Raw genomic sequence first — 20651 nt, 5'->3', positions numbered from 1 at the left:
CTACCTTACCTTGTCCGTTTAAAACGAGTATAATGAAACAACATAGTTAACTACGGGGGGATTTTTATGGAAGCTAAGAACTTCGAGAATTGGTTGACCCAATATCGGCAAAATCAGCTACCTAACTGGACTGATTTACCCAAACTTGACTTGTATATGGATCAACTCATAGATTGTGTAAATCACTATATTACACCATTTACAGAAACACCAATTACCAAAACGATGATTAACAGCTATGTTAAATTAGGCTTAGTAGATAAACCCATCAAAAAGCGTTATACCAGACATAGTCTCGCCCAAATTATCATTGTCAGTGTTTTAAAATCCGCCTTTTCATTAGACTACATAAAAAATGGCATTGAAATTGCCGGACACGATATTAGTTTAGAAGATGCTTTTACTGAATTTACGGCGAAATTCAACGATGAACTATTGAATCTAAGAAAACAAGCCAATGCGGTCACTGATTTTGAAAGTATGGCAATCAGAACCGTGCTATATCAAACGGTAGTTAATCATTTAGTAGCCAACAATCTAAGTCTAATTTCGGCTGATTTAATGGAATAAATATATAAAAGAAGCTAATATTCGCGGAGTATTAGCTTCTTTTCATTTTGTTTCAGTGAATATTTGACAATATTGAAAATAAGTCATACACTATTCTTCGTCATTAAATGTGCTTTCGCACATAAAAGGAGGGCGACATCATCACATTCAAAGAAAGCGAAGACCACGTTCAAGGGATTAGTATCTTGAGTCGAATCGTTCAAAATGATTTGAAACGCAACGTTAAACAATTTGGTCTTAATGAAAATAACTACTTTTTCATTTTCTTCATTCATGATCATCCCGGGGCCTCTCAAGATGATCTTACCAAAATCATGTTTTTAGATCATAGTACTATCACCCGTGCTGTCGCTAAATTAATCAAGCTCGGCTACTTAAAACGCCAACCTGATGCTACCGATAAACGTATTAGCCATCTTTATTTAACTGCCGCAGGTGAAGATTTACGCCAACCCCTTTTTGAGCTAACTAAGCACGCCGAAAAATTGGCGTTCGGTAATTTAACAACGGAAGAACGAAACATTATTCAACCGTTGTTACTTAAATCTGCCATATCACACGAACAGGAGAAAGCAAAAAATGCAACCAAATACAGATAAAATGTCTCAACGCGACATCCTTGCCATCATAGCTGCTGCTATCATGGCCTTCATCGGCGTTTTAATTGAAACTTCAATGAACGTGACCTTTCCCACTTTAACCAAGCAATTTCACGTTGATTTAAATACCATTCAATGGGTAACTACCGGTTACTTATTGATGGTTTCCTTAGTTATTATTTGTTCTTCCTATCTTAAAGGACGTTTTAAAGAACGTAATATTTTCATGGCCGGAGCTATCTTAGCCATTGTGGGTGATTTGGTTTGTGCCTTAGCCGGTAACTTCTCAATATTATTAATCGGTCGTTTAATTCAAGCAATGGGAACTGGAATTTCTTTGCCCCTCTTATTTAATATCATTTTAGAACGAGCTCCAATGGCCAAACGTGGTGTTTTCATGGGCCTTGGTGGTTTAATTATTTCACTGGCTCCCGCTTTAGGACCCACATTCGGCGGGGTAGTTGTCTACTTCTTAAGTTGGCGCGATATTTTCTGGATAGTATTACCTTTAATGATTATTGGCTTAATCATGGGACTTGCTATTGAGCAAATTACTCCATTAAGACAAGAAAAATTCGATTGGCTCCGTTTGTTCTTATTAGCAGTTATTTTCGTCAGTTTGACCCTTGGCTTTAACACCGTCAGCACCTTAGGCTGGGTTAATGGTCAATTTGGGTTAGCATTGATTGTAATGTTACTTGCAGTATGGGCTTTCATCGTCATTTCCAATCATAGCCAACGTGTTTTAGTTAATATCAATATTTTCAAAAATCCTGTTTTCACAATGGCTCTGATTGCTTACATTTTCATTCAATTTACCAACATTGGAATTAACTTCGTGCTTCCTAATTACGCCCAAATTGCTGATCATGCCACTTCCCTAATTGCCGGCATTATTATGCTTCCTGGGAGTTTAATTTCAGGATTACTTAATCCAGTTTGGGGCCGAATGTACGATACAATGGGAGCTAAACGTCCTATCACCATCGGCAACACCGTCTACTTTTTAGCTATCATTTTGTTTGCCGTTTCTTGTTTTAATCTATCACCCGCACTCATCTTGGTTTACTACACTTTGTTTGCAATTGGAATGACAATGTCATTTTCTAACACTATGACCTATGCTTTAACCATCGTCGGACGCGAGCAAGAAGCCGATGCTAACGCTATCTTTAATACCATGCAACAATTTGCAGGTTCTATTGGAACGGCCGTTGCTTCGAGTTTCCTAGCTTCTGGTACTGGTACTAATGCCGCTACGGTGATGCAATCAGGCACTCAACACGCATTTATGTTTGTTGGTTTATTGATTTTCATTAATTTCATTTTGTATCATTTCACGTTTAAATTAGGTAACCAACAACTAGCACGTTAATATTTTTTACAATAAAGAAGCCAATCGTGATCACGATTGGCTTCTTTTAATTTCAGATATCATTGGTATTTCACAAGGCAAAACCTTTGAAGTTAAATAATTAAAAAGTTATATTAAGATTGTAAATATAATTTACAGGGGGATTATATTATGAATAATACTGAGGGGAAAAGTTTTTTAGAGCGGAAAAACGATAATCGAGTTTTTCCCATTTTAGATGATACTCAACCATTGTCACAAGGCAGGTTGTGGCTCATCGCAATATTAACGCCATTGCTATTTTTTGTAGGAATTGTGCCACAATTAATTGATTTTGATAAAGATAACATGCTGTTGGCCTTACCACTACAATTTGTGCAAACATTTGCACCACTAATTTTATTAGCATTGATGCTTCGTTATTTAGCGAAAAATACACTAAAGACTTTCTTTCATAAAATCACACTTAAGGATTTCTTTGCCGGCATTATCGCTTTAACTCTCGCCACTATTTACAGTTCGGTTGCTGAAAATATCGTTACTATGTTTTCTACCGTCGCTGACAATGGTGGTGCCAAGGCTTTCACCGAAAACGTCTCACCACTACAAATGATTGTCGTTTTTGTCATAACCACAATTAGTGATGCTTTTAGTCTCTTATCAGAAGAATTACTAGCCATCATTTTAATGTTAGTTTTTGCAACTTTAGCTAATAAATATTGGCACGTCAGTCGTGGTGGTGCCCTTTGGATTGGAACCATCGTTTCTATCATTGTATTTGGTTTTATGCATTTTTCAGCTTACGATTGGCATATCGCTCAAATGTTTATCATTATTGGTATGTCCCGTCTTTTCTACAACGGCGTCTACATCCGCACCAAGAACCTTTGGGTCTCATATCTCTGTCACTTTGCCTGGGATACAGTCATCTTTGCCATAGTTATGATTGCCCACTTCTTAAATTCATAAAAAATAAAAACCAGCTCGGTAATCGACCCGGCTGGTTTTTTTATCAATTTATCAATTCAATTAATGAGCGACGCGATGACCAAAGAGGCGACTCATGCGATCATGAACACTTAATTTAGGCGCAACCATCACTCGTTGTTGTTCATAATAATTAACTGCTTCAGTGAAAAGTAACATCACCAAGCCGACCAACATGATATCGTGAATACCACTATGTAAAATTCGACGCATTAATGGTAAAAAAGCACTCGGCAATTGATTCAAACTGTTAGCATCACTAAGTTTATTCATCATTTTCATAGTAATTTGACCATGAGCCTGACGAATTCCCCGATACAAAGCGTTATTTAAAATAACCCCATAAATTGACGACATCATCATTTGACTTAACATTCGAATTAAGAAACTAAAAGACGTCGCAACGGCTACATCTTCTTTGGCGGCATCTTGTTGGACTTTAACTTGTAATTCATTAAAGCAAACTCCATTACCAAAACCTTCAAATACTCCCGCGACCAGTAAAATCCAGTATGGTGCCTTGACTCCAGCAGCGACCAAAATAACAAACGCAATCGCAATCATCAAAATTCCAATACCGATGACTTGGTTAGGATTGAATTTTTTGCGCATCCCTGGAACCGCCTCTGAACCACCGAAATTGGTGAATGAACCTGGCACTTGCGTTACCCCACCAATAATAGCGGACGTAGCTAATAGGCCCTGAGCCCACATAGGTACGTAAATATTAAAACTAATAAAAGCGCCCCAAACTAAGGCAAAAATAACAAAATCAATTAATAACGTTTTATTTTTAAACAACCGACTCGGAATAATTGGATCAGCAACATGTTCTTCAGCAACAAACATTAATGCGATTACCCCTGCTCCCACAGCAATCATAATGAATACGATTTGATTGGACAATACGCCGCTTTCTTCAATTCCGGTTAACAAAGTGATTAAACCAACTGTCATTAAGCCAGCTCCTAGATAATCAACGGGTTGTGAATGATCGGGAATTTGTGAACTTTTGAAAAATATTTGCACAATGATAATGGCCAATAACCCAATTGGTACATTCAAATAAAAAACCCAATGCCAAGAAAAAGTATCGACAATCCAGCCTCCCGCTAAGGGACCAATGATACTAGCCGCACTATAACTGGCCGTAGCAAATCCTAGAACTTTCATTCGTTTTCGTGGATCTACAAATAGACTGGCATAAATAATGTAAGGAATGGAAACCATCCCACCACTACCCATCCCCATTAGGGTTCGAGCAGCAATTAAGAAAATAATATTTGGTGACATTCCTTGCAAAAAAGAACCAATTACAAACAATAACGTCGCTATTTGAAAGGCGGCCTTATTGCCAATGTGTTCTCCTAGCTTGCTCCAGAGTGGTGTGGTCACCGCGGTTCCCAATAAAAATACCGCCACAATCCACCCCATTAACTCCAAACCATGTAAATCACTGATAATGGCTGGCAGGGCCGTATTAATAATGGTACTATCCAAACCACTCATGGCATTGGATAACAGTAAGGCAAACGTGACAATGGCGATACTTCGTTTTGACAAAAGTTCAAACTCTCCTCTATTAGTGGCTAAAAATGTGTAAGTTATTAATTACCATACTATAACTTTTTTATGAAAAAATAAAGGTAGTTTACAAAACTTATGAAAACGGTTCGTTTTTTATAACTCATTTCCTATCGACATATCCAAATCCCTTTCTTACCTGTATAATGAAGCTAATTTAAGAGGAAACCATTGGGAGGAACTTTCATGTTACTTTATTTTGCACTCATCGCTCTCGTTAAACTATCGGGGCTGGTGATTCCGCTAATCTGGTTTTTAGTAATTAGCAACCGCCAGCAGCGTTTCTGGGGCTTGATTGGCTTCATCGCTTTATTTATCGTTTCTTATTTCAATACCTACTTCAACTTACCGGACCTATCATATCCGGCTTTAATTAACGGTTGGTTGATGTGGTTTATCGTTGGGATAATTGCTGTGATTGTTTTTCGCCAATTTGAAAAATCCAATAACAAAGTCAGCAGCAGTGACAACCCGCTTATTCAACGCATTATTAGCCGTTTTTCTGGAACCGTCAGCTGGCTCTCAAAGCTCACCATTACGGGAGTCTTAGCTATCGTAGCCTTCCTGATTCTGGGCAGTATTTCTAGTATCGTCACTACGATGAATCCCCATCCTTCGGTTAAATCCATTAAAACTGAAATTGTTAACGACACTAAAAGTGCTCCGATGCCAGTGATTAAAAATAGCGATGAAACACCAGTCGTTAATGCGCCCCAAACTATTCAAACTGATATGAACAACTCGCTTAATAGTTTCAAAAATTCTAATGTATATGATTTAAACCAAATGCGAGTACAAATGTACAAAGGCAAAATGGTTTACGTTGCGCCCGTTAACTTTTCTGGTGGCTTCTGGCGTTACATTCACTACCGCAAGGTACCCGGTTACTTTATGACCAACGCTACTGATAAAAATGCCGATCCTAAATTTGTGAAACGATCCATGAAGTACACTCCTAGTGCTTACTTCAATAACGATGCTGATCGCCGCATTAGCGCCCACTCACTGGGATACACCATGGTCGGTAAAACCGCTCAATTAGAAATTGATAATAACGGAACGCCTTATTATGTGAGAACTTTGGCCAAACCAATTTCGTATCTAAACCGCAACTATAACTATCGTAAATACAAGGTCGCCGTACTTAACTCAGTGACCGGTCAAGTGAAACTTTATAATCCGGATAACGTTCCCAGTTTCGTTGATATCGCGGTTAGTCCCGATTGGGTCGCTCAAGAAGTTAAACTATTTGGTAAATATCGAAATGGTTTTTGGAACTCGACTCAATGGGGCGGTCACAATGGTGTCATGAAGCCTACTAAAGCTGGGACTGAGGGTCAAGATCATTTAACCCCTTACGCTTATAAAGGTCGAATTTACTATTTCACCGGCATGACCAGTATTAATGAACACCAAAGTTCCATTTTGGGTTACTCCTTTATTGATGCCCGCACTAATACCTTGCATTATTACCGCGAACATGGCAACGTGATGACCCCCGAACGAGCTATTTCTTACGCTCAACAAGATATCAATCCCCAAAACTACAAGGGAACTTTACCACTGCTTTATCGGGTCGGAGACAAACCAACTTGGGTAGTATCAATGCTAGATCGCGATAATAATTCGTTCATGAAGTACGTTTACCTATTAGCCGATGGCAATAACCAAAGTGGTACCTATGCAGTTGGTGACGACGCACAAAGCACGCTAGCTTTATTTAACCAACGTTTAGGCAATAAGGTTAGTGTGGCCGATAGCACGGCTGGAAAGACCATCAAGGGTAGTATTTATCGTCTCTTACCCGAAACTAATAACCGAATTTTATTTATCTTAAAGAATCAACCCGGTGTCTACGCTTTACCAACTGATGATAAAAACTTCACCGCCGTAACTCGCTTCATTGCTGCCGGTGATCAAGTTCGCTTTAAAACCAAAAACACAGATGAAACCGGAATTACCGAAATTGATCCCGCCTCGTTTAAAGATTCACAATTAACTAAAAGTACCAAATAACAATTATTAAATTATCACCACAGTTAAAGCGGTTATCTTGACACTAGCTCTGAATCCAACTAGTCTAAGTCTAATAAATATATGTCCCATAAATTTGTTTAATAAAGGAAGGTTAATGCCTGTGAGTAAAATTGCGATTGTAACCGATAGCACTGCTTCATTGAGTCCTGATGAAGTGGCTGCACTTAGTAACGTCTACGTTGTTCCAATCACATTTACGATTAACAACAACATTTACCCAGAAGGAATCGGTATGAGCAATGACGAGTTCTACGCTCTATTACCCACCCTCACTAAGCTACCAACGACAGCTCCACCTACACCTCAAATGATGCTTTCACTTTATGATGATTTAGTAGAAAAAGGGTACGACCAAATTATCAGTATTCATTTAACTGCTGGCATTACCGGCTTTGTGGATAATTTGCGGATGTTTACCCAACATTACGAAGGCGCTCAAATCGTTGTGTACGACTCCCATATGGCGTTAACACCAATGGGCTACCAAGTTAAAACAGCCGCTAAAATGGCTAAAGAAAACAAATCATTAGACCAAATTATTGCCAAGTTAGACCAGCTTAGAGCTTCGATGGGAGTTTTCTTTGTTGTTGATGATTTAAAGAATTTGGTAACTGGCGGTCGTTTGAGCAAAACAGGGGCCTTAGCTGGCGGATTATTAAAAATCAAACCTATTTTGACCCTTTCAAAAGACTCTCACCAAATTATTCCGATTGGTAAAATTAGAACCATGAAAAAAGCCTTAACCAACATTGAGGAACGTTTCAAAGCAATTTATGAAAAGAGTACCCAACCACTTCATGTAATGTTTATGGGAACTAATAATGTTTCAGCACTAGAAAAATGGGCAGCAGATTTCAAAACTCGTTTCCCAGATGTGTCCACCGAAATTGATGAAATTGGTCCAGTTATCGGTACTCATGTGGGAACTAATGCCTTTGCTTTGTCTTGGATTAATGAAAGTTAAATAAAAAAGGTTCGCTTAATGCGAACCTTTTTTATTTATTCTTTTAACACTAAGTTCGCGCTTAAAACGCACTCGAACGCACACTGGTTAGCATTATAGTTTGCATTTTAATTCAAATTAAAATCCGCTAATTCAAAGTGCAATCCGGTTGATAGTTGTTGATAAGAGTTGGCTTGAGCGGTTGCCACAAAGATACTATTACCGCTAGCGACCGGTAAATAATGATCACCATTATCAGCTAGAGCTAAAATAACTTCTTCACCAGTCTTTAATACCTGACTATCAGCAACGTCATTAAATGAGTTTCCAGATTGTCGCACGTTCTTATTAGCATCGAATTTACCTTTTAAAACTTCAACCTGCTGTAACTTAATCCGGCTATAAAAATCCTGATCATCGGAAACCTGAGCAACTTTTGCGCGCACAATCGTTTTAGCCTGCAGTTTCAATGCTGCTGGCTGTTTAATCGTTTCACTAGCATAATCATGACTTACGAACCCCCGTGAGACATTGGTTGTTGCTAAGCTCTTTAGCTTACTGCGACCAACGTATTTTTTACTATATATTTTTTTCATTCCCGCTACGTCACAATTTTGAATGCCATAGTACCGATTAGCTGGGTTCATCACACTGATACTATTATCGTGATTATGATGAATTCCTAACGCATGTCCTAACTCATGGGCGGCCACGTTAATTTGTTGTTGTTTGGTATATCTCAACTTATTTAGTAGTGTTTGATTAACTACCACTAAATTTTTATGAATATACATTCCGCTCGGATTATTCGTCCAGGTCATTCCCACCCAGGCGATATCATTTGATTTAACATTTTTAACCGTGGTTTTAGAACTGCCCTTAGTCTTCTTCCAGTTAAACCCCTTTTTACTCCAAGTTGCATTGGCCTTGTCCCAGACCTGGCGGTAATACTTGGAAGTTGAATCATCATGGTACCACGCACTTTTTTGCGAGTACCGCCATGCATGCTGAGGAGTGGGATGTATGGTAGCGGCTTGAATCGAGGTGCCACCAAAAATTGTTCCGATAGCAAATCCCACCAGTAGTAGCTTACTAAAGCTTGGGTAATCCATTATCGTCACCTCCAGCTCCCCCTAGAACTTAACTTAAGTATAAGGGATAGTTAACCGGGGTGACAATTTTGGCGTTTTTTACTTTCTGGCAATTAATTAAATAGAATGTTATAATTAAATTGTAGGTGCCAAATCTAGGTGACAGAGATGTCACCGCGTGCTTTGCACGCCCGCGCGTAGCTGCGCGTTCAACCACCTCCGACTACTATAGGTTGGTTGACGAATCGTGGTAGGTTGTTCAACGTATTTTGAACGCCCACCGGGACTGCCGTTTACGGCGGTCTTTTTTTATACCCAAATAAAAAGACTAGCTCTTAATAGCTAGTCTTAATGCCCACTAGTAACCTTAATGCCAATCAATCCAACAATTAATAAAACTACAAAAATCCAAGTAACCGGTGGTAATTGATCGTGAAATAATACTACTCCCGCGATGATGGATCCGACTGCCCCAATTCCTGTCCAAACCGGATAGGCAATACTTAGTGGTAATGATCTAGTGGCTAACGTTAAAAAGACAAAACTTAATACTAATCCGATTAAAGTAGCGATGCCATAGCCTAAATGACTAAATCCTTGGCTTAACTTCATCGTAGCCGCCCAGACAACTTCAAATACTCCGGCAATAATTAAATAAATCCAATTCATGTAATGTCCTCCTAATTTCTTTGAGATTAGCAAATTTTATGAGGAGAAGCAAACCGCCTGACTATCTATTTGAACTTATTTTGAGTATCCTAGATAGTAAATAATCATTAAGAGGAGGACTTAATATGAAAATTTTTGTTGTTGGTGCTAGTGGTCGAGTTGGGAATTTATTAACCGCCATTTTAGCCGAAAACGGCTATGAAGTTTATGCTGGTGCGCGGCGGCCGGAAAATATCAGTGCCAGCGGTGAATTAATCCATAAAGTAACATTGGACCTTCACGCTAACGTGGCTGAAATTGGCCAAGTGCTTAATGGGATGGACGCCGTCTATTTTGTGGCTGGATCTCGGGGTCATGATTTGCTGCAAACGGATGCTTTTGGGGCCGTTAAAGTGACTCAAGCTACCCAAGCAAACGGTATCGATCGTTTCATTTTGCTCAGCTCATTATTTGCTACTGAACCTAGTCACTGGGACCTTCCTGGTTTAGCTGACTTGACTGATTATAATATCGCCAAGTATTTTGCTGACACCTGGGTTATAGATAATTTCAAAACTAATTACACAATTCTGCAACCAGCTACTTTAACGGAAGACGCTGGAACCGGTAAAATCACCATTAACGTAACCGATGGCGGAAAAAATCCGATCGAAGACGTGGCAGAAACTCTGGCTACCATGCTAAACAAACCCGTCACTTACCGTAAAATTGTGACAATGCATAGTGGTAACACTCCCATTGCCGCCGCTTTTTAACTTATTGCAATTAAGACCGTAAAAATGGTATTTTGACTTAATGTCAAAATACCATTTTCTTTTATAAGATAAGACTTCACTGCACCGACCTTTGCCCTTCATCATGAAATTGGTTACACTAGGTGATAAGATCTTATCCATATGAAAGTTGGGAATACAATGAAGAATCAGCCGCGAGGCATTTGGTTAGCAATTATTGGGACAACGTTATGGGGAGTCGGTGGTACCGTCGCTCAGGTTCTCTTCGATAACTATAACGTCAACGCGAGTTGGTTAGTTGGCGCCCGAATGATGATTGCCGGTATTTTGCTCATCATCGTTGATGCTAAACGAGAAGGCACCCACGTTTTTGACATCTGGCGGACTAAGCACAATGCTATCATGTTATTTTTATTCAGTATTTTTGGCATGATGGGCATTCAAGCCACCTATTTTTTCGCTATTCAAGCCGGAAATAGTGCTACAGCCACAGTCCTACAATTTATAAACCCTACTTTAATTATTATCGCATTAGCAATTTATCATCGAGTATGGCCTAGCCGTTTAGATATGTTATCAGTAATTATGGCCACCTTAGGGACTTTTTTAGTAGTTACTTCGGGTCAACTACATACCCTCTCAGTACCACCAATGGCCGTCTTTTGGGGCCTATTATCAGCTGTTGGTGCCGCCGTTTACACCATTATGCCGGTTAATTTAATTAAAGAATTCGGTGCGGTTTCAGTCGTCGGCTGGTCAATGTTAATTGGTAGTATTTTATTTAGTTTCTATCACCCTATTTGGCGTTCAGTCCCAGCTCCTGATCCAATGGCGTGGTTAATGATCGCCTTTGTGATTGTCGGTGGTACCATGATGGGATATCTTTTATTTTTGGCTAGTCTTAGTTACATTACACCAACCACTGCAAGCGTCATTGATGCATGTGAACCGTTATCAGCAACCATTTTGGGCGTCCTCTTTTTAAGCGTCCATCTCTCCGTTGCTTCACTAATTGGAACTGGGTTAATTATTTCCACTGTATTCGTCCAAGCAATTAGTGCTAATAAGGAAAACAAAGGTTTATCTGAATAGTTATTTAGTTAGCAAAAGAAGCTGTAGCAAAATTTTGATTTTGCTACAGCTTCTTTAATTTGAATTTTAATAATGCAAGCAGTTAAGCTAAGTATGCCACATTTAATGATCAAATGAAAGTGCTTAAATTAAATAATGAAAAATATTTTCTTGCTTTCATTGATTTTCAATGCCTTTCAATAGGATGAAAAATATTTTCATTTTCGCTTAGGCTTGGATGGACTTTGTCGTTTATACATCCAATAAGTTACCCAAGTTAAAATCATAATCACAATGATAAAACCAATATCAAATAACGAAAAGAGCCGCGCTCCCTGAAATCTAAACAAAGTCGTTTCACCAACCGCTACAATGGTAGTGGCAATCGGTGTAACCAAGCCCCAGCCAGCATTGAATAAACGCCGTTGCATAAAAATTAAAATTAAAATAATGACTTCAATGGCCATAATAATGGTTGCAATCATTTTGTTGCCTCCAATTCTAAATTAATCTCAGTATAGCAAAAAAAAAGCGGCACAATTACCATTTTTCAAACGAGAATTTATTTTTTTCACCCACAAAGTGCTATTATCAAAATAAGAGTAAGTAATCATTAACTTCATAATAATATTTTCTAAAGGAGGAATTTTATGACCACCCAACACGCTGTTACTATTAAAAATCATCAATTAATCGATAGTGATATCGCTATCGCGCAACCCACCGGCCACGATGTCTTGGTAAAGGTCCAAGCTGCTGGCCTTAATCCAGTGGATCTAAAACGGCTCGAAGATATCGACGATAACAAAGATAATGCTAAAATTTTAGGTTATGATGCCGTCGGTAAAGTGGTTGCTACCGGTAACGCCGCTACCAAATTCAAAGAAGGCGACATAATTTATTACGCTGGTTCGATCATTCGTGATGGTAGTTACCAAGAATTTCAGCTAGTTGACGAACGTATCGCTGCTTTAAAGCCTGCTAACTTGTCATTAGAAGAAGCTGCAGCTATTCCCTTAGTTAGTTTAACCGCTTTTGAATTAATGTTTGAGCGGATGCATTTAGTGGCCGAACCAAACGGTAATGCTGGTCAATCACTGTTAGTTATCAATGGGGCCGGGGGCGTTGGCTCTATGTTGATCCCACTAGCTAAATGGGCCGGTTTAGAGGTTACTGCTACTGCCAGTCCACGTAAGTTTGATTATTTACGACAAATTGGCGTAGATCATCCCATTGATTATCGTTCAGATAGTGACGAAGGATTGCGCCAATTACCAGCCAACTCCATCAATAATATTGTAGCCCTTTATAATATTGCGCCTTATTGGGATGAAGTTGCCCGTCTAGTGGCTCCTTTAGGCCACGTGGGCACCATTGTCGAACTTGACTCTAATTTAGCGATTTCAGATATTAAAAATAAAGCTGTTTCTTTTGATTGGGAATTTATGTTTACCAAATCATCATACGGAGTGGATTTAAGTAGCCAAGGCAATATTTTAGAATTAATTGGCGATTTAATGGGTGAAAATCAACTACAACCTCAAAAAATCGAAGTCTTTAATGGGCTTAGCGCTCAAACTTTAACTACTGCTTTTGAAAAATTACGCCGTGGTCATACCACTGGTAAATTGGTGATTAAATATTAATAACCAAAAAAACGTCCCGATCACTCGGGACGTTTTTTTATAGATTTAATTTAGTCACTGCCGGTTTTGTTTCAACAATTATCTTACCATTATGAATGGAGTACAAGAGTTCCTTGCGCTCATTTAATTCATCATAGAAGTTGGCTGCATTAAAGATTAAACAGTTAGCTGCTTTTCCGACTTCAATCCCATATTGATCCGCCACGTGTAAGGTTTTGGCCGCCTTATTGGTCACAAATTCATAGGAATTCATAATTTGAGAGTAGCCCATCATTTGTTCCGCATGAATTCCCATATGAACGGGATCTAGCATGTTACCATCCCCCATGGGGTACCAGGGATCCTTAATATCGTCTTCGCCAAAGGAAACGTTAATACCATTAGCAGTTAAATCCTGAATGCGAGTTAATCCTCGTCGTTTAGGATAAGTATCAAAACGACCGCCTAAATGAATGTTAACTAGTGGATTGGAAACCATATTGATATCAGATAGTTTCAATAAGCGCATTAATTTGTAAGTGTAGGCATCATTATAAGATCCCATGGCTGTAGTATGGCTGGCAGTAATACGATCTCCTAACCCGGTTTCATAAGCTAGCGTTGCTAACACTTCCAAATTTCTCGATTGAGGATCATCAATTTCATCACAGTGAACATCGACTAACTTATCATATTTTTCGGCCAAACCAACTAAATAACGAAGTGATTCAACCCCATAATCACGGTTAAATTCAAAGTGAGGAATTCCACCAATGACATCTACTCCATCTTTAACCGCTTGTTCTAATAACTCTTTGCCGCGAGGAAATGACAAAATACCTTCTTGTGGAAAGGCGACTAATTGCAAGGTCATGAAATCCTTCACTTCATCTCTAACCTCTAATAGCGCTTCTAAAGCGGTAAAGTTCGGATCAGTCGTGTCAACGTGACTACGAACAAACTGAATCCCGTGACTGGCCTGCTTTTTTAACGTGGCAAGGGCCCGCTCCTTAACGTCTTGTTTCGTTAAGGTTTTTTTACGTTCTGACCAGATACGGATCCCGTCAAACAAGGTCCCAGATTCATTCCATTCTGGATCACCAGCCGTTAGCGTAGCATCCAAATGAACGTGTGAATCAATAAATGGTGGTAACAATAATTTACCATCAGCGTCAATCACTTCTTCGTTTTCGTATGGTTCAATTTGTGCTTCAATCGCTGTAAATTGACCATTTTCAATGCGAACATCTTGTTTAACTGAGTTATTTTCAATATACACCTGTTTAATTAGCATGTTGTGCCTCCATCATCTTAATCACGTAATATATCGCGCCAACTACCACCATCACCACAAAGGTTGCTCCCGTATAGGTTTGAATCCAAGCGACTTGTTGCAAGAGCCAGTAAAGGCCTACTCCAAATAACCACAGGCCAAAGGATAGCCACTGAACGCCACCGTGATACCAATATTTACCGCTTCCATTACCGAGTTCGTTTATATTATACCGTTGTTTAGCAATAAAATAATAATCCACTATCATAATACTAATAATCGGTCCTAATACCATGCCTACATAATCTAAGAAAGCCGTAAACGTATCTAAGAAGCTGCCGTAAATTACCGGAATGAAGGTGACAATTGTGGCTAAGATGGTCACGATCAAGAGTGATTGCCGCAACGATAATTGATTGAACATGTTTTTTAAAGCAGAACCAGCCGCCTGCAAATTAACCGCATTAGCCGTCATACTCGTTAACACAATAACCACCATCGCAATTAAGCCTAGCCCCAAACGATTGGCAATCGTACTAGGATCGGAATTATTAGGATCATAAACTCCAGAAGTAATGGCGATACTAATTGTGGCTGTTAAGCCAATAAAGGCAAACCAAAATACTCCCACACTAGCTCCTAAAAAAGGTGCTGTAGTCGCCGTTTGCGACTTATTAGTAAAGCGAGTAAAGTCAGCTCCAGCCGTCACCCAAGCGAGGTTAAAGGCAGCTAAAGTATCGATGGCGCTCCCAAATTTCATTTTAGCCACGTTGGGAACCCGCCAGTGGGTAATTTGGGTAAATGAAACATCGCGAAAGACAATAATGGATTCCCAAATCACAAAAATAATTACCAAAATAATACCAATTCGTTCAATTAATTGAATCGATTTTTGGCCGGCCGCAATGCTTAGCAAATGCAGGGCACTCATCACCGTGATTCCCACAATCAAGCCTAGATTGCCGCCCGGATGACCAAACACAGGCCATCCTAATAAAGTATGTAAAATGTAAGACATCGACGTCGCCGCAATAAACGTATTGACGGCGGTCCAACCGATAAATTGTGTCAAATTTACGAGAGACGGAATAATACTACCGCGAATCCCAAACGAGGCTCGTGATAAAGCCATCGTGGTCACTCCCGTTTTGTAACCCATGTAACCGATCAATCCTAAAAAGATATAGGAAATACTTGAAGCAATAATCAGGGCCTTAATACCGCCCCAAAAGCCACACGCTGCAATAATGCCACCCACAAACCAAGTTCCGTTATTGGCATTTGCTCCGACCCAGGTCGCAAACATATCCCAATATGTCATGTGACGATTCTCTCTTGGAATGCTATCAACCGCATATTTAGATAATTTATTCAATTGTAAAAATCCTCCTTCAGATTTTTGACACATTTTTAAAAATTATACACGGTTGCCTAAAAAATGCTAGCGTTTTTTTAACAAAAAAAGATAACCCGTCACCGGATTATCCTCCAATCATTAATTGATGGTGGTCACAATGGCTCCGCCAACAATCACAATTAACCCTAAAATGGTAAATATTAGTTCCCGACGGGTTTTACGTTCATGTAAGAAAATTAAACTACCTAAAGTAGAAATAACCACTGAAACTTGGCCCACCACAAAGGCAGTATTGACACCATTTTCTTTTACTGAAAAGATGTATGAAATAGCGGCTACGGAGAAAATCAAACCAGAAATAACGTTTTCCCAACTCTTCTTTTCTACCACCGCATGTAAATCCCGAGTAGCAAATAAATAGATCAACACACCGATAAGCATCCCCACAGATTCAGGGAAGAAAATGGATAAACCAGACGATTCCATCCCACGTGGAATGGTATTGTAAATCAAATAACCCACCGTGGTTAAGATTAACACTGTATATGTAGTTTTAACGTTTTTACCTTGTTTATCGCCTTTTTGGGTATATGAGGTTAAAAAGACCCCAATTACTAACATTGCAATACCAATGAAGCCTAAGGTTTTGGCAGAAGTCGTACTCCATTCACCAAACATCAAAACCCCAATTAAAGACGTCCCGATTAGCTGTAAACCGGTAGAAAGCGGCATAGTTTTAGAAACACCAATGTTTTCATAAGCAACGTATTGACCGATCTGACCACAAATCCAAAAGGCCCCAGCCAAAGCCGCTTTAATAAAGTCCGCCGTCGAAATATGAACTCCGTGCAGCGCTACTAAAACCCCCATACTAGCTACCATGGTACCCATTGCCGTTCCAAAAATTTGGTTCTTGGTATTACCACCGATAATTTGAATCGCTAATGGTAAAACCCCCCAGCCTAACGCTGGTAAAAGTAACATTAATACACTCATATTCTCACTCTCCCGTTGTGACATTTCACACCTTTATGATAACCCTTTCAACTGTTATTAAACAAGCAAAAAGCTAAAATTGGTTATACCAATTTTTCTATATAATTAGATTGAAACTGGCGAATAACTTGCCCACCACCCAAATCGTGGTAAAATTGATTGATAACTTTGGATTAGTAAGGAGATTTTAAACGTGGAGCTTTCAACATACTGGCAGGCAATTGCCGACAAAGCACGGGCTGAGCACCGTCCCTTTTTGAGTTTGGCCCCCATGGAGGCCGTTACTAACGCCGTTTTTCGGCAGGTAGTCGATGCTGCCGCTGCCCCCGATGTCATTAATACTGAATTCGTGAACGCAATTAGTGTCACGCATCCTAAGGCTAAATTCGCCGCAGGAGGGCGATTATACGTGTCCCCTGATGAGCCAGTTAAGCCCATCGTCCAACTTTGGGGTAACGAGGCCGAACCATTTAGAAAAGCGGCTTTTGCGGTTAAAGAAATGGGCTATGAAGCCATTGATATTAACATGGGTTGTCCTGATGCAACGGTCATCAAAAATCATGGCGGTAGTGATTTAATTCGTCATCCCGAATCGGCAGCAGCTGTGATTGCAGCCGCTAAGGAAGCCGGGTTACCAGTTAGCGTTAAAACGCGCCTAGGTTACAGTGACCTAAATGAATTTAAGACCTGGATTCCATTCTTGTTAAAGCAAGATGTCCAAGTTTTAACCATTCACGTGCGTACTCGCCAGGAAATGAGTAAAGTAGCTGCTCACTACGAATATATTGATGAACTCGTTAAAATGCGCGACGAAATTGCACCGAATACTTTATTAGCCATTAACGGTGATGTCAGTGATCGTGATGCAGCGGAACAATTAGCATTAGATCATCCCGGCATTGATGGCGTCATGATTGGTCGGGGTATTTTCAACAATCCGTTTGCCTTTGAAAATCATCCTCACCAACACACCCCACAAGAATTAATCGCTTTATTAAAATTGCAATTGGATTTATTTGATCAATTTGCCGAAAAATATGACTATCCACGTTTTCCATCCTTAAAACGATTCTTTAAAATTTACGTGAAGCGTATTCCTCACTCAGCTGATTTACGGACTCAATTAATGGACGCTAAATCAACGGATGAAGTACGGCAAATGTTGGCAGACAGTCCGATTACCAATTTTGAATAAATTAAAAGGCCGTCCCGAATGGGGCGACCTTTTTAATTTAACCAAACACCGGTTTTAACAACCAGGTTAGCGGCATCACAATAATTAAAATGGGAATCATATCCGCAATGGGGAAAGTTTTGATGTTACTTAACCGCAATCCCGTTGCCACCATCAAAATACCGCCCGCCGCGGAAAAATTACCCACCATGTCTGGTGTCATTAACGGCATAATCAATACCGACGAGTAAAATAACCCGAACAACACGACTGCTTGTGGTACTACTGCCACTGCTACTAACATTCCTAGCAAGGTGGCAAAAATTAACGCACTAACAAAATCTAGCATTCCTTTGCTAACTAGCATATCCGAATTATGGGTCATACCTTCATTTAGTGCACCAAAAATTCCCATGCCACTAACACTAAATAACACTAAAATAGCGATCAGTTGTTCCAAACGATCATTATTTTTCAATTGTTGTTCAGATTTATCGATGGTTTCCGTCGAAAAATTACTTTCTCGTTTACTTCGACCACGTAACAGCTTAAACAAGCCACTCTTAATATGATCCTCTAAATGTAATCCAATTCCAATTGCACTCCCAATCACCGTTGCTAGTACCACAATCGGCGTTTGGCGGATCTTAATCAACATAACAATCCCCAATGACATCGAAATGAGGCCCAAAATTAGGGGCATTTGGTCCTTCATATTTTTAGGGACGTAGTTTCTTAACAACGTCCCAACCACTGCGCCGAGTAAGGTTAACGCACAATCTACAAATGGTCCAATCGGCACTATCTCATCTTCTTTCGTAAAAAACTAACTATTCTAACATATCACAGATTTAGTGACCATGAACTTATTTTTTGTTAACACTAACCAAAAATTAATCCATCATTACCACCAAATAAAAAGGTTTCTCCCTGTGAGAAACCGGTTACCGTGGTATCATTGAGCCAGTAATACTAATCTAAATCTTGCAAGGGGGACATTTTATGTGTGCCAAAGTATATGATAGTTACTTCTTTGATGAAGGAGCCTTTAATACCCATGACGGTGCTTATATTCCGTTGGCTATTCCCGCCAATGCTACCGCCAAACCATTAGCTATTCCAACCTTATTGAAGCCTGATAAGGATACCGCCACCGATACATATTACACGGTCACGGCTAATCCGGGTGAAACTCAATTTTTACCAGGTGAAAAAACTAAAACCTGGGGCTATACTGGTTCTTCCTACTTGGGTCAAACGATTGTATTTGAAAATGGGAAAAATATTCATATTGATTTAAAAAATGAACTGCCAGAATTAACCACCTTTCACTGGCACGGCTTAAACGTTTCTGGTCCCATTACTGATGGTGGTTGTCATGCGCCAGTTTATCCGGGTGAAACTAACCACATTGATTTCACTGCCAACCAGCCAGCAGCCACCCTTTGGCTTCATGCTCATCCATGTCCATCAACCGCCACTCAAGTGTGGAAAGGACTGGCTACCATGGTCTTAATCAAAGATGACGTTGAAGCTAAGCTACCACTACCTCGTAACTACGGGGTAGATGACATTCCGGTAGTCTTACAAGATCGTAAATTCCACGAACATAACCAATTCGATTACCGCACTGATTATGATCCAGATGGGGTCCAAGGACCCGTACCAGTAATCAACGGTACAATTAATCCTTACTTTGACGTTACTACCCAAAAGCTACGGTTACGACTATTGGATGGTGCTAACCGCCGCGAATGGCGCCTGCACTTTAGTGATGACTTAACTTTTGCTGAAATTGGTACTGACGGAGGCTTATTACCAGAACCCGTTTACCTCAAAAAATTAATGTTAACTGCAGCTGAACGAGCTGAAATTGTGGTTGATTTTAGTGATTATCAAGCTGGCGATACGGTCATTTTGTATTCCGACGATACGCCCGTGGTTACCTTTAGAATTCACGATTTCAAACGAACTGATGCGCAATTACCGGAACACCTAGTTGATATTGCCGATCCTGATATTACTCCGGGCACTAAGGTTCATAAAGTAACCTTAGACGGCATGGATGAGGAAGTGGCACTTAATGGTAAGAAATTTGATATGCAACGCATTGATGATAAACAAAAAGTCGGCAACGTAGAATATTGGGATATTACTAATACCAATGATCCTGCTGAAGGTGCTGGTATGCTTCATCCATATCACATGCACGGAACTCTTTTCACCATCGTTTCTAGAAACGGACACGAACCTTATCCTAACGAGCACGGTTTAAAAGATACGGTTTCCGTTAACCCGGGTGAAACTATCCGCATTAAAGTTAAGTTTGATTTGACCGGAGTTTATATGTATCACTGCCACATCATTGAACACGAAGATGGTGGCATGATGGCTCAAATTGAATCGTATGATCCCGATCATCCCCAAACCTATCATTTAATGGATATGGATACGTTGATGAACGCCTTTGCTAAGGAACAAGGTATTGATGTTAAAGATGTCTGGATGCCCGGCATGAATACTGATGACAATTCTTCTGGTGGTTGTCATATGAATATGTAACCAAATAAAAAAGAGTATGACTTTT

Annotated in this window: 19 protein-coding genes; 11 read left to right on the top strand and 8 right to left on the bottom strand. The window is 39.7% G+C overall.

Features of this window, described 5'->3' with window-relative positions; translation table 11 throughout:
- The first annotated feature begins 66 nt into the window (after positions 1–66).
- The 4 genes from HII32_RS03225 (at position 67) to HII32_RS03210 (ending at position 3492) form a co-directional block, all read left to right on the top strand.
- Positions 67–570, top strand: a complete 504-nt coding sequence (locus HII32_RS03225; RefSeq protein ID WP_172188241.1) for a DUF1836 domain-containing protein — start codon at positions 67–69, stop codon at positions 568–570.
- Between the two features lie 185 nt (positions 571–755).
- Entirely contained in the window at positions 756–1169 is a 414-nt protein-coding gene (locus HII32_RS03220) for a MarR family winged helix-turn-helix transcriptional regulator (RefSeq protein ID WP_172188239.1), read from the top strand.
- The gene (locus tag HII32_RS03215; RefSeq protein WP_172188237.1) at positions 1150–2544 is read left to right on the top strand and encodes a DHA2 family efflux MFS transporter permease subunit; all 1395 of its coding nucleotides are present in this window, start codon (positions 1150–1152) and stop codon (positions 2542–2544) included. Before HII32_RS03220 ends, HII32_RS03215 begins: the two co-directional genes overlap by 20 nt.
- A 150-nt stretch (positions 2545–2694) precedes the next feature.
- A complete protein-coding gene (locus HII32_RS03210; protein WP_172188235.1) occupies positions 2695–3492 on the top strand; it encodes a CPBP family intramembrane glutamic endopeptidase in 798 nt (265 codons plus the stop codon).
- Between the two features lie 60 nt (positions 3493–3552).
- On the opposite strand, the gene HII32_RS03205 is transcribed toward HII32_RS03210, so the two are convergent.
- The gene (locus HII32_RS03205) at positions 3553–5073 is read right to left on the bottom strand and encodes an MFS transporter (RefSeq protein WP_172188233.1); all 1521 of its coding nucleotides are present in this window, start codon (positions 5071–5073) and stop codon (positions 3553–3555) included.
- A 207-nt stretch (positions 5074–5280) separates the two neighbouring features.
- On the opposite strand from HII32_RS03205, the gene HII32_RS03200 reads away from it, so the two are divergent.
- Both HII32_RS03200 and HII32_RS03195 read left to right on the top strand, forming a co-directional pair.
- Entirely contained in the window at positions 5281–7110 is a 1830-nt protein-coding gene (locus HII32_RS03200) for a hypothetical protein (RefSeq protein WP_172188231.1), read from the top strand.
- 121 nt (positions 7111–7231) lie between these two features.
- Positions 7232–8095, top strand: coding sequence for a DegV family protein (locus HII32_RS03195; RefSeq protein WP_172188229.1), 864 nt, complete (start codon positions 7232–7234; stop codon positions 8093–8095).
- A 107-nt stretch (positions 8096–8202) separates the two neighbouring features.
- Here HII32_RS03195 and HII32_RS03190 read toward each other — a convergent pair whose 3' ends face one another.
- Together HII32_RS03190 and HII32_RS03185 are read right to left on the bottom strand one after the other, a co-directional pair.
- The gene (locus HII32_RS03190) at positions 8203–9186 is read right to left on the bottom strand and encodes a matrixin family metalloprotease (RefSeq protein WP_172188227.1); all 984 of its coding nucleotides are present in this window, start codon (positions 9184–9186) and stop codon (positions 8203–8205) included.
- A 327-nt stretch (positions 9187–9513) separates the two neighbouring features.
- A complete protein-coding gene (locus tag HII32_RS03185; protein ID WP_172188225.1) occupies positions 9514–9834 on the bottom strand; it encodes a DMT family transporter in 321 nt (106 codons plus the stop codon).
- Positions 9835–9959: 125 nt separating this feature from the next.
- Between HII32_RS03185 and HII32_RS03180 the strand changes: the two genes are divergently transcribed.
- Both HII32_RS03180 and HII32_RS03175 read left to right on the top strand, forming a co-directional pair.
- Entirely contained in the window at positions 9960–10589 is a 630-nt protein-coding gene (locus HII32_RS03180; RefSeq protein ID WP_172188223.1) for an NAD(P)H-binding protein, read from the top strand.
- 141 nt (positions 10590–10730) lie between these two features.
- Positions 10731–11660, top strand: coding sequence for a DMT family transporter (locus HII32_RS03175; protein WP_172188221.1), 930 nt, complete (start codon positions 10731–10733; stop codon positions 11658–11660).
- Positions 11661–11857: 197 nt separating this feature from the next.
- On the opposite strand, the gene HII32_RS03170 is transcribed toward HII32_RS03175, so the two are convergent.
- Positions 11858–12124, bottom strand: coding sequence for a hypothetical protein (locus HII32_RS03170; protein ID WP_172188219.1), 267 nt, complete (start codon positions 12122–12124; stop codon positions 11858–11860).
- Between the two features lie 165 nt (positions 12125–12289).
- On the opposite strand from HII32_RS03170, the gene HII32_RS03165 reads away from it, so the two are divergent.
- Positions 12290–13285, top strand: a complete 996-nt coding sequence (locus tag HII32_RS03165) for a zinc-binding alcohol dehydrogenase family protein (protein WP_172188217.1) — start codon at positions 12290–12292, stop codon at positions 13283–13285.
- A gap of 37 nt (positions 13286–13322) precedes the next feature.
- Here the strand turns inward: HII32_RS03165 and codA are convergent, their stop codons facing one another.
- The 3 genes from codA to HII32_RS03150 all read right to left on the bottom strand — a co-directional run bounded on the left by codA (position 13323) and on the right by HII32_RS03150 (position 16890).
- Entirely contained in the window at positions 13323–14558 is a 1236-nt protein-coding gene (codA, locus tag HII32_RS03160) for a cytosine deaminase (protein WP_172188215.1), read from the bottom strand.
- Positions 14548–15945 (bottom strand): cytosine permease, encoded by a 1398-nt coding sequence (locus HII32_RS03155; RefSeq protein WP_172188213.1) that lies wholly within the window; start codon positions 15943–15945, stop codon positions 14548–14550. The genes codA and HII32_RS03155 overlap by 11 nt, the downstream gene beginning before the upstream one ends.
- An 87-nt stretch (positions 15946–16032) precedes the next feature.
- Positions 16033–16890 (bottom strand): GRP family sugar transporter, encoded by an 858-nt coding sequence (locus HII32_RS03150; protein WP_172188211.1) that lies wholly within the window; start codon positions 16888–16890, stop codon positions 16033–16035.
- 193 nt (positions 16891–17083) lie between these two features.
- Between HII32_RS03150 and HII32_RS03145 the strand changes: the two genes are divergently transcribed.
- The gene (locus HII32_RS03145) at positions 17084–18085 is read left to right on the top strand and encodes a tRNA-dihydrouridine synthase (protein WP_172188209.1); all 1002 of its coding nucleotides are present in this window, start codon (positions 17084–17086) and stop codon (positions 18083–18085) included.
- Positions 18086–18122: 37 nt separating this feature from the next.
- On the opposite strand, the gene HII32_RS03140 is transcribed toward HII32_RS03145, so the two are convergent.
- Positions 18123–18866 (bottom strand): DUF554 family protein, encoded by a 744-nt coding sequence (locus tag HII32_RS03140; RefSeq protein ID WP_172188207.1) that lies wholly within the window; start codon positions 18864–18866, stop codon positions 18123–18125.
- 200 nt (positions 18867–19066) lie between these two features.
- On the opposite strand from HII32_RS03140, the gene HII32_RS03135 reads away from it, so the two are divergent.
- Entirely contained in the window at positions 19067–20626 is a 1560-nt protein-coding gene (locus tag HII32_RS03135; protein ID WP_172188205.1) for a multicopper oxidase family protein, read from the top strand.
- Positions 20627–20651 lie beyond the last annotated feature (25 nt).

The organism is Lentilactobacillus kribbianus, from assembly GCF_013184075.1.
Lineage (GTDB): Bacteria > Bacillota > Bacilli > Lactobacillales > Lactobacillaceae > Lentilactobacillus > Lentilactobacillus kribbianus.
The sequence above is the reverse complement of the archived record's forward strand: the minus strand, read 5'-3'. Positions and strand labels throughout refer to the sequence as shown.

Coding starts and splice junctions, on each gene's coding strand:
- HII32_RS03225 (WP_172188241.1), top strand. CDS start 67: ATGGAAGCTAAGAACTTCGAGAATTGGTTGACCCAATATCGGCAAAAT.
- HII32_RS03215 (WP_172188237.1), top strand. CDS start 1,150: ATGCAACCAAATACAGATAAAATGTCTCAACGCGACATCCTTGCCATC.
- HII32_RS03210 (WP_172188235.1), top strand. CDS start 2,695: ATGAATAATACTGAGGGGAAAAGTTTTTTAGAGCGGAAAAACGATAAT.
- HII32_RS03200 (WP_172188231.1), top strand. CDS start 5,281: ATGTTACTTTATTTTGCACTCATCGCTCTCGTTAAACTATCGGGGCTG.
- HII32_RS03190 (WP_172188227.1), bottom strand. CDS start 9,186: ATGGATTACCCAAGCTTTAGTAAGCTACTACTGGTGGGATTTGCTATC.
- HII32_RS03185 (WP_172188225.1), bottom strand. CDS start 9,834: ATGAATTGGATTTATTTAATTATTGCCGGAGTATTTGAAGTTGTCTGG.
- HII32_RS03180 (WP_172188223.1), top strand. CDS start 9,960: ATGAAAATTTTTGTTGTTGGTGCTAGTGGTCGAGTTGGGAATTTATTA.
- HII32_RS03175 (WP_172188221.1), top strand. CDS start 10,731: ATGAAAGTTGGGAATACAATGAAGAATCAGCCGCGAGGCATTTGGTTA.
- HII32_RS03170 (WP_172188219.1), bottom strand. CDS start 12,124: ATGATTGCAACCATTATTATGGCCATTGAAGTCATTATTTTAATTTTA.
- HII32_RS03165 (WP_172188217.1), top strand. CDS start 12,290: ATGACCACCCAACACGCTGTTACTATTAAAAATCATCAATTAATCGAT.
- codA (WP_172188215.1), bottom strand. CDS start 14,558: ATGCTAATTAAACAGGTGTATATTGAAAATAACTCAGTTAAACAAGAT.
- HII32_RS03155 (WP_172188213.1), bottom strand. CDS start 15,945: ATGTGTCAAAAATCTGAAGGAGGATTTTTACAATTGAATAAATTATCT.
- HII32_RS03150 (WP_172188211.1), bottom strand. CDS start 16,890: ATGAGTGTATTAATGTTACTTTTACCAGCGTTAGGCTGGGGGGTTTTA.
- HII32_RS03135 (WP_172188205.1), top strand. CDS start 19,067: ATGTGTGCCAAAGTATATGATAGTTACTTCTTTGATGAAGGAGCCTTT.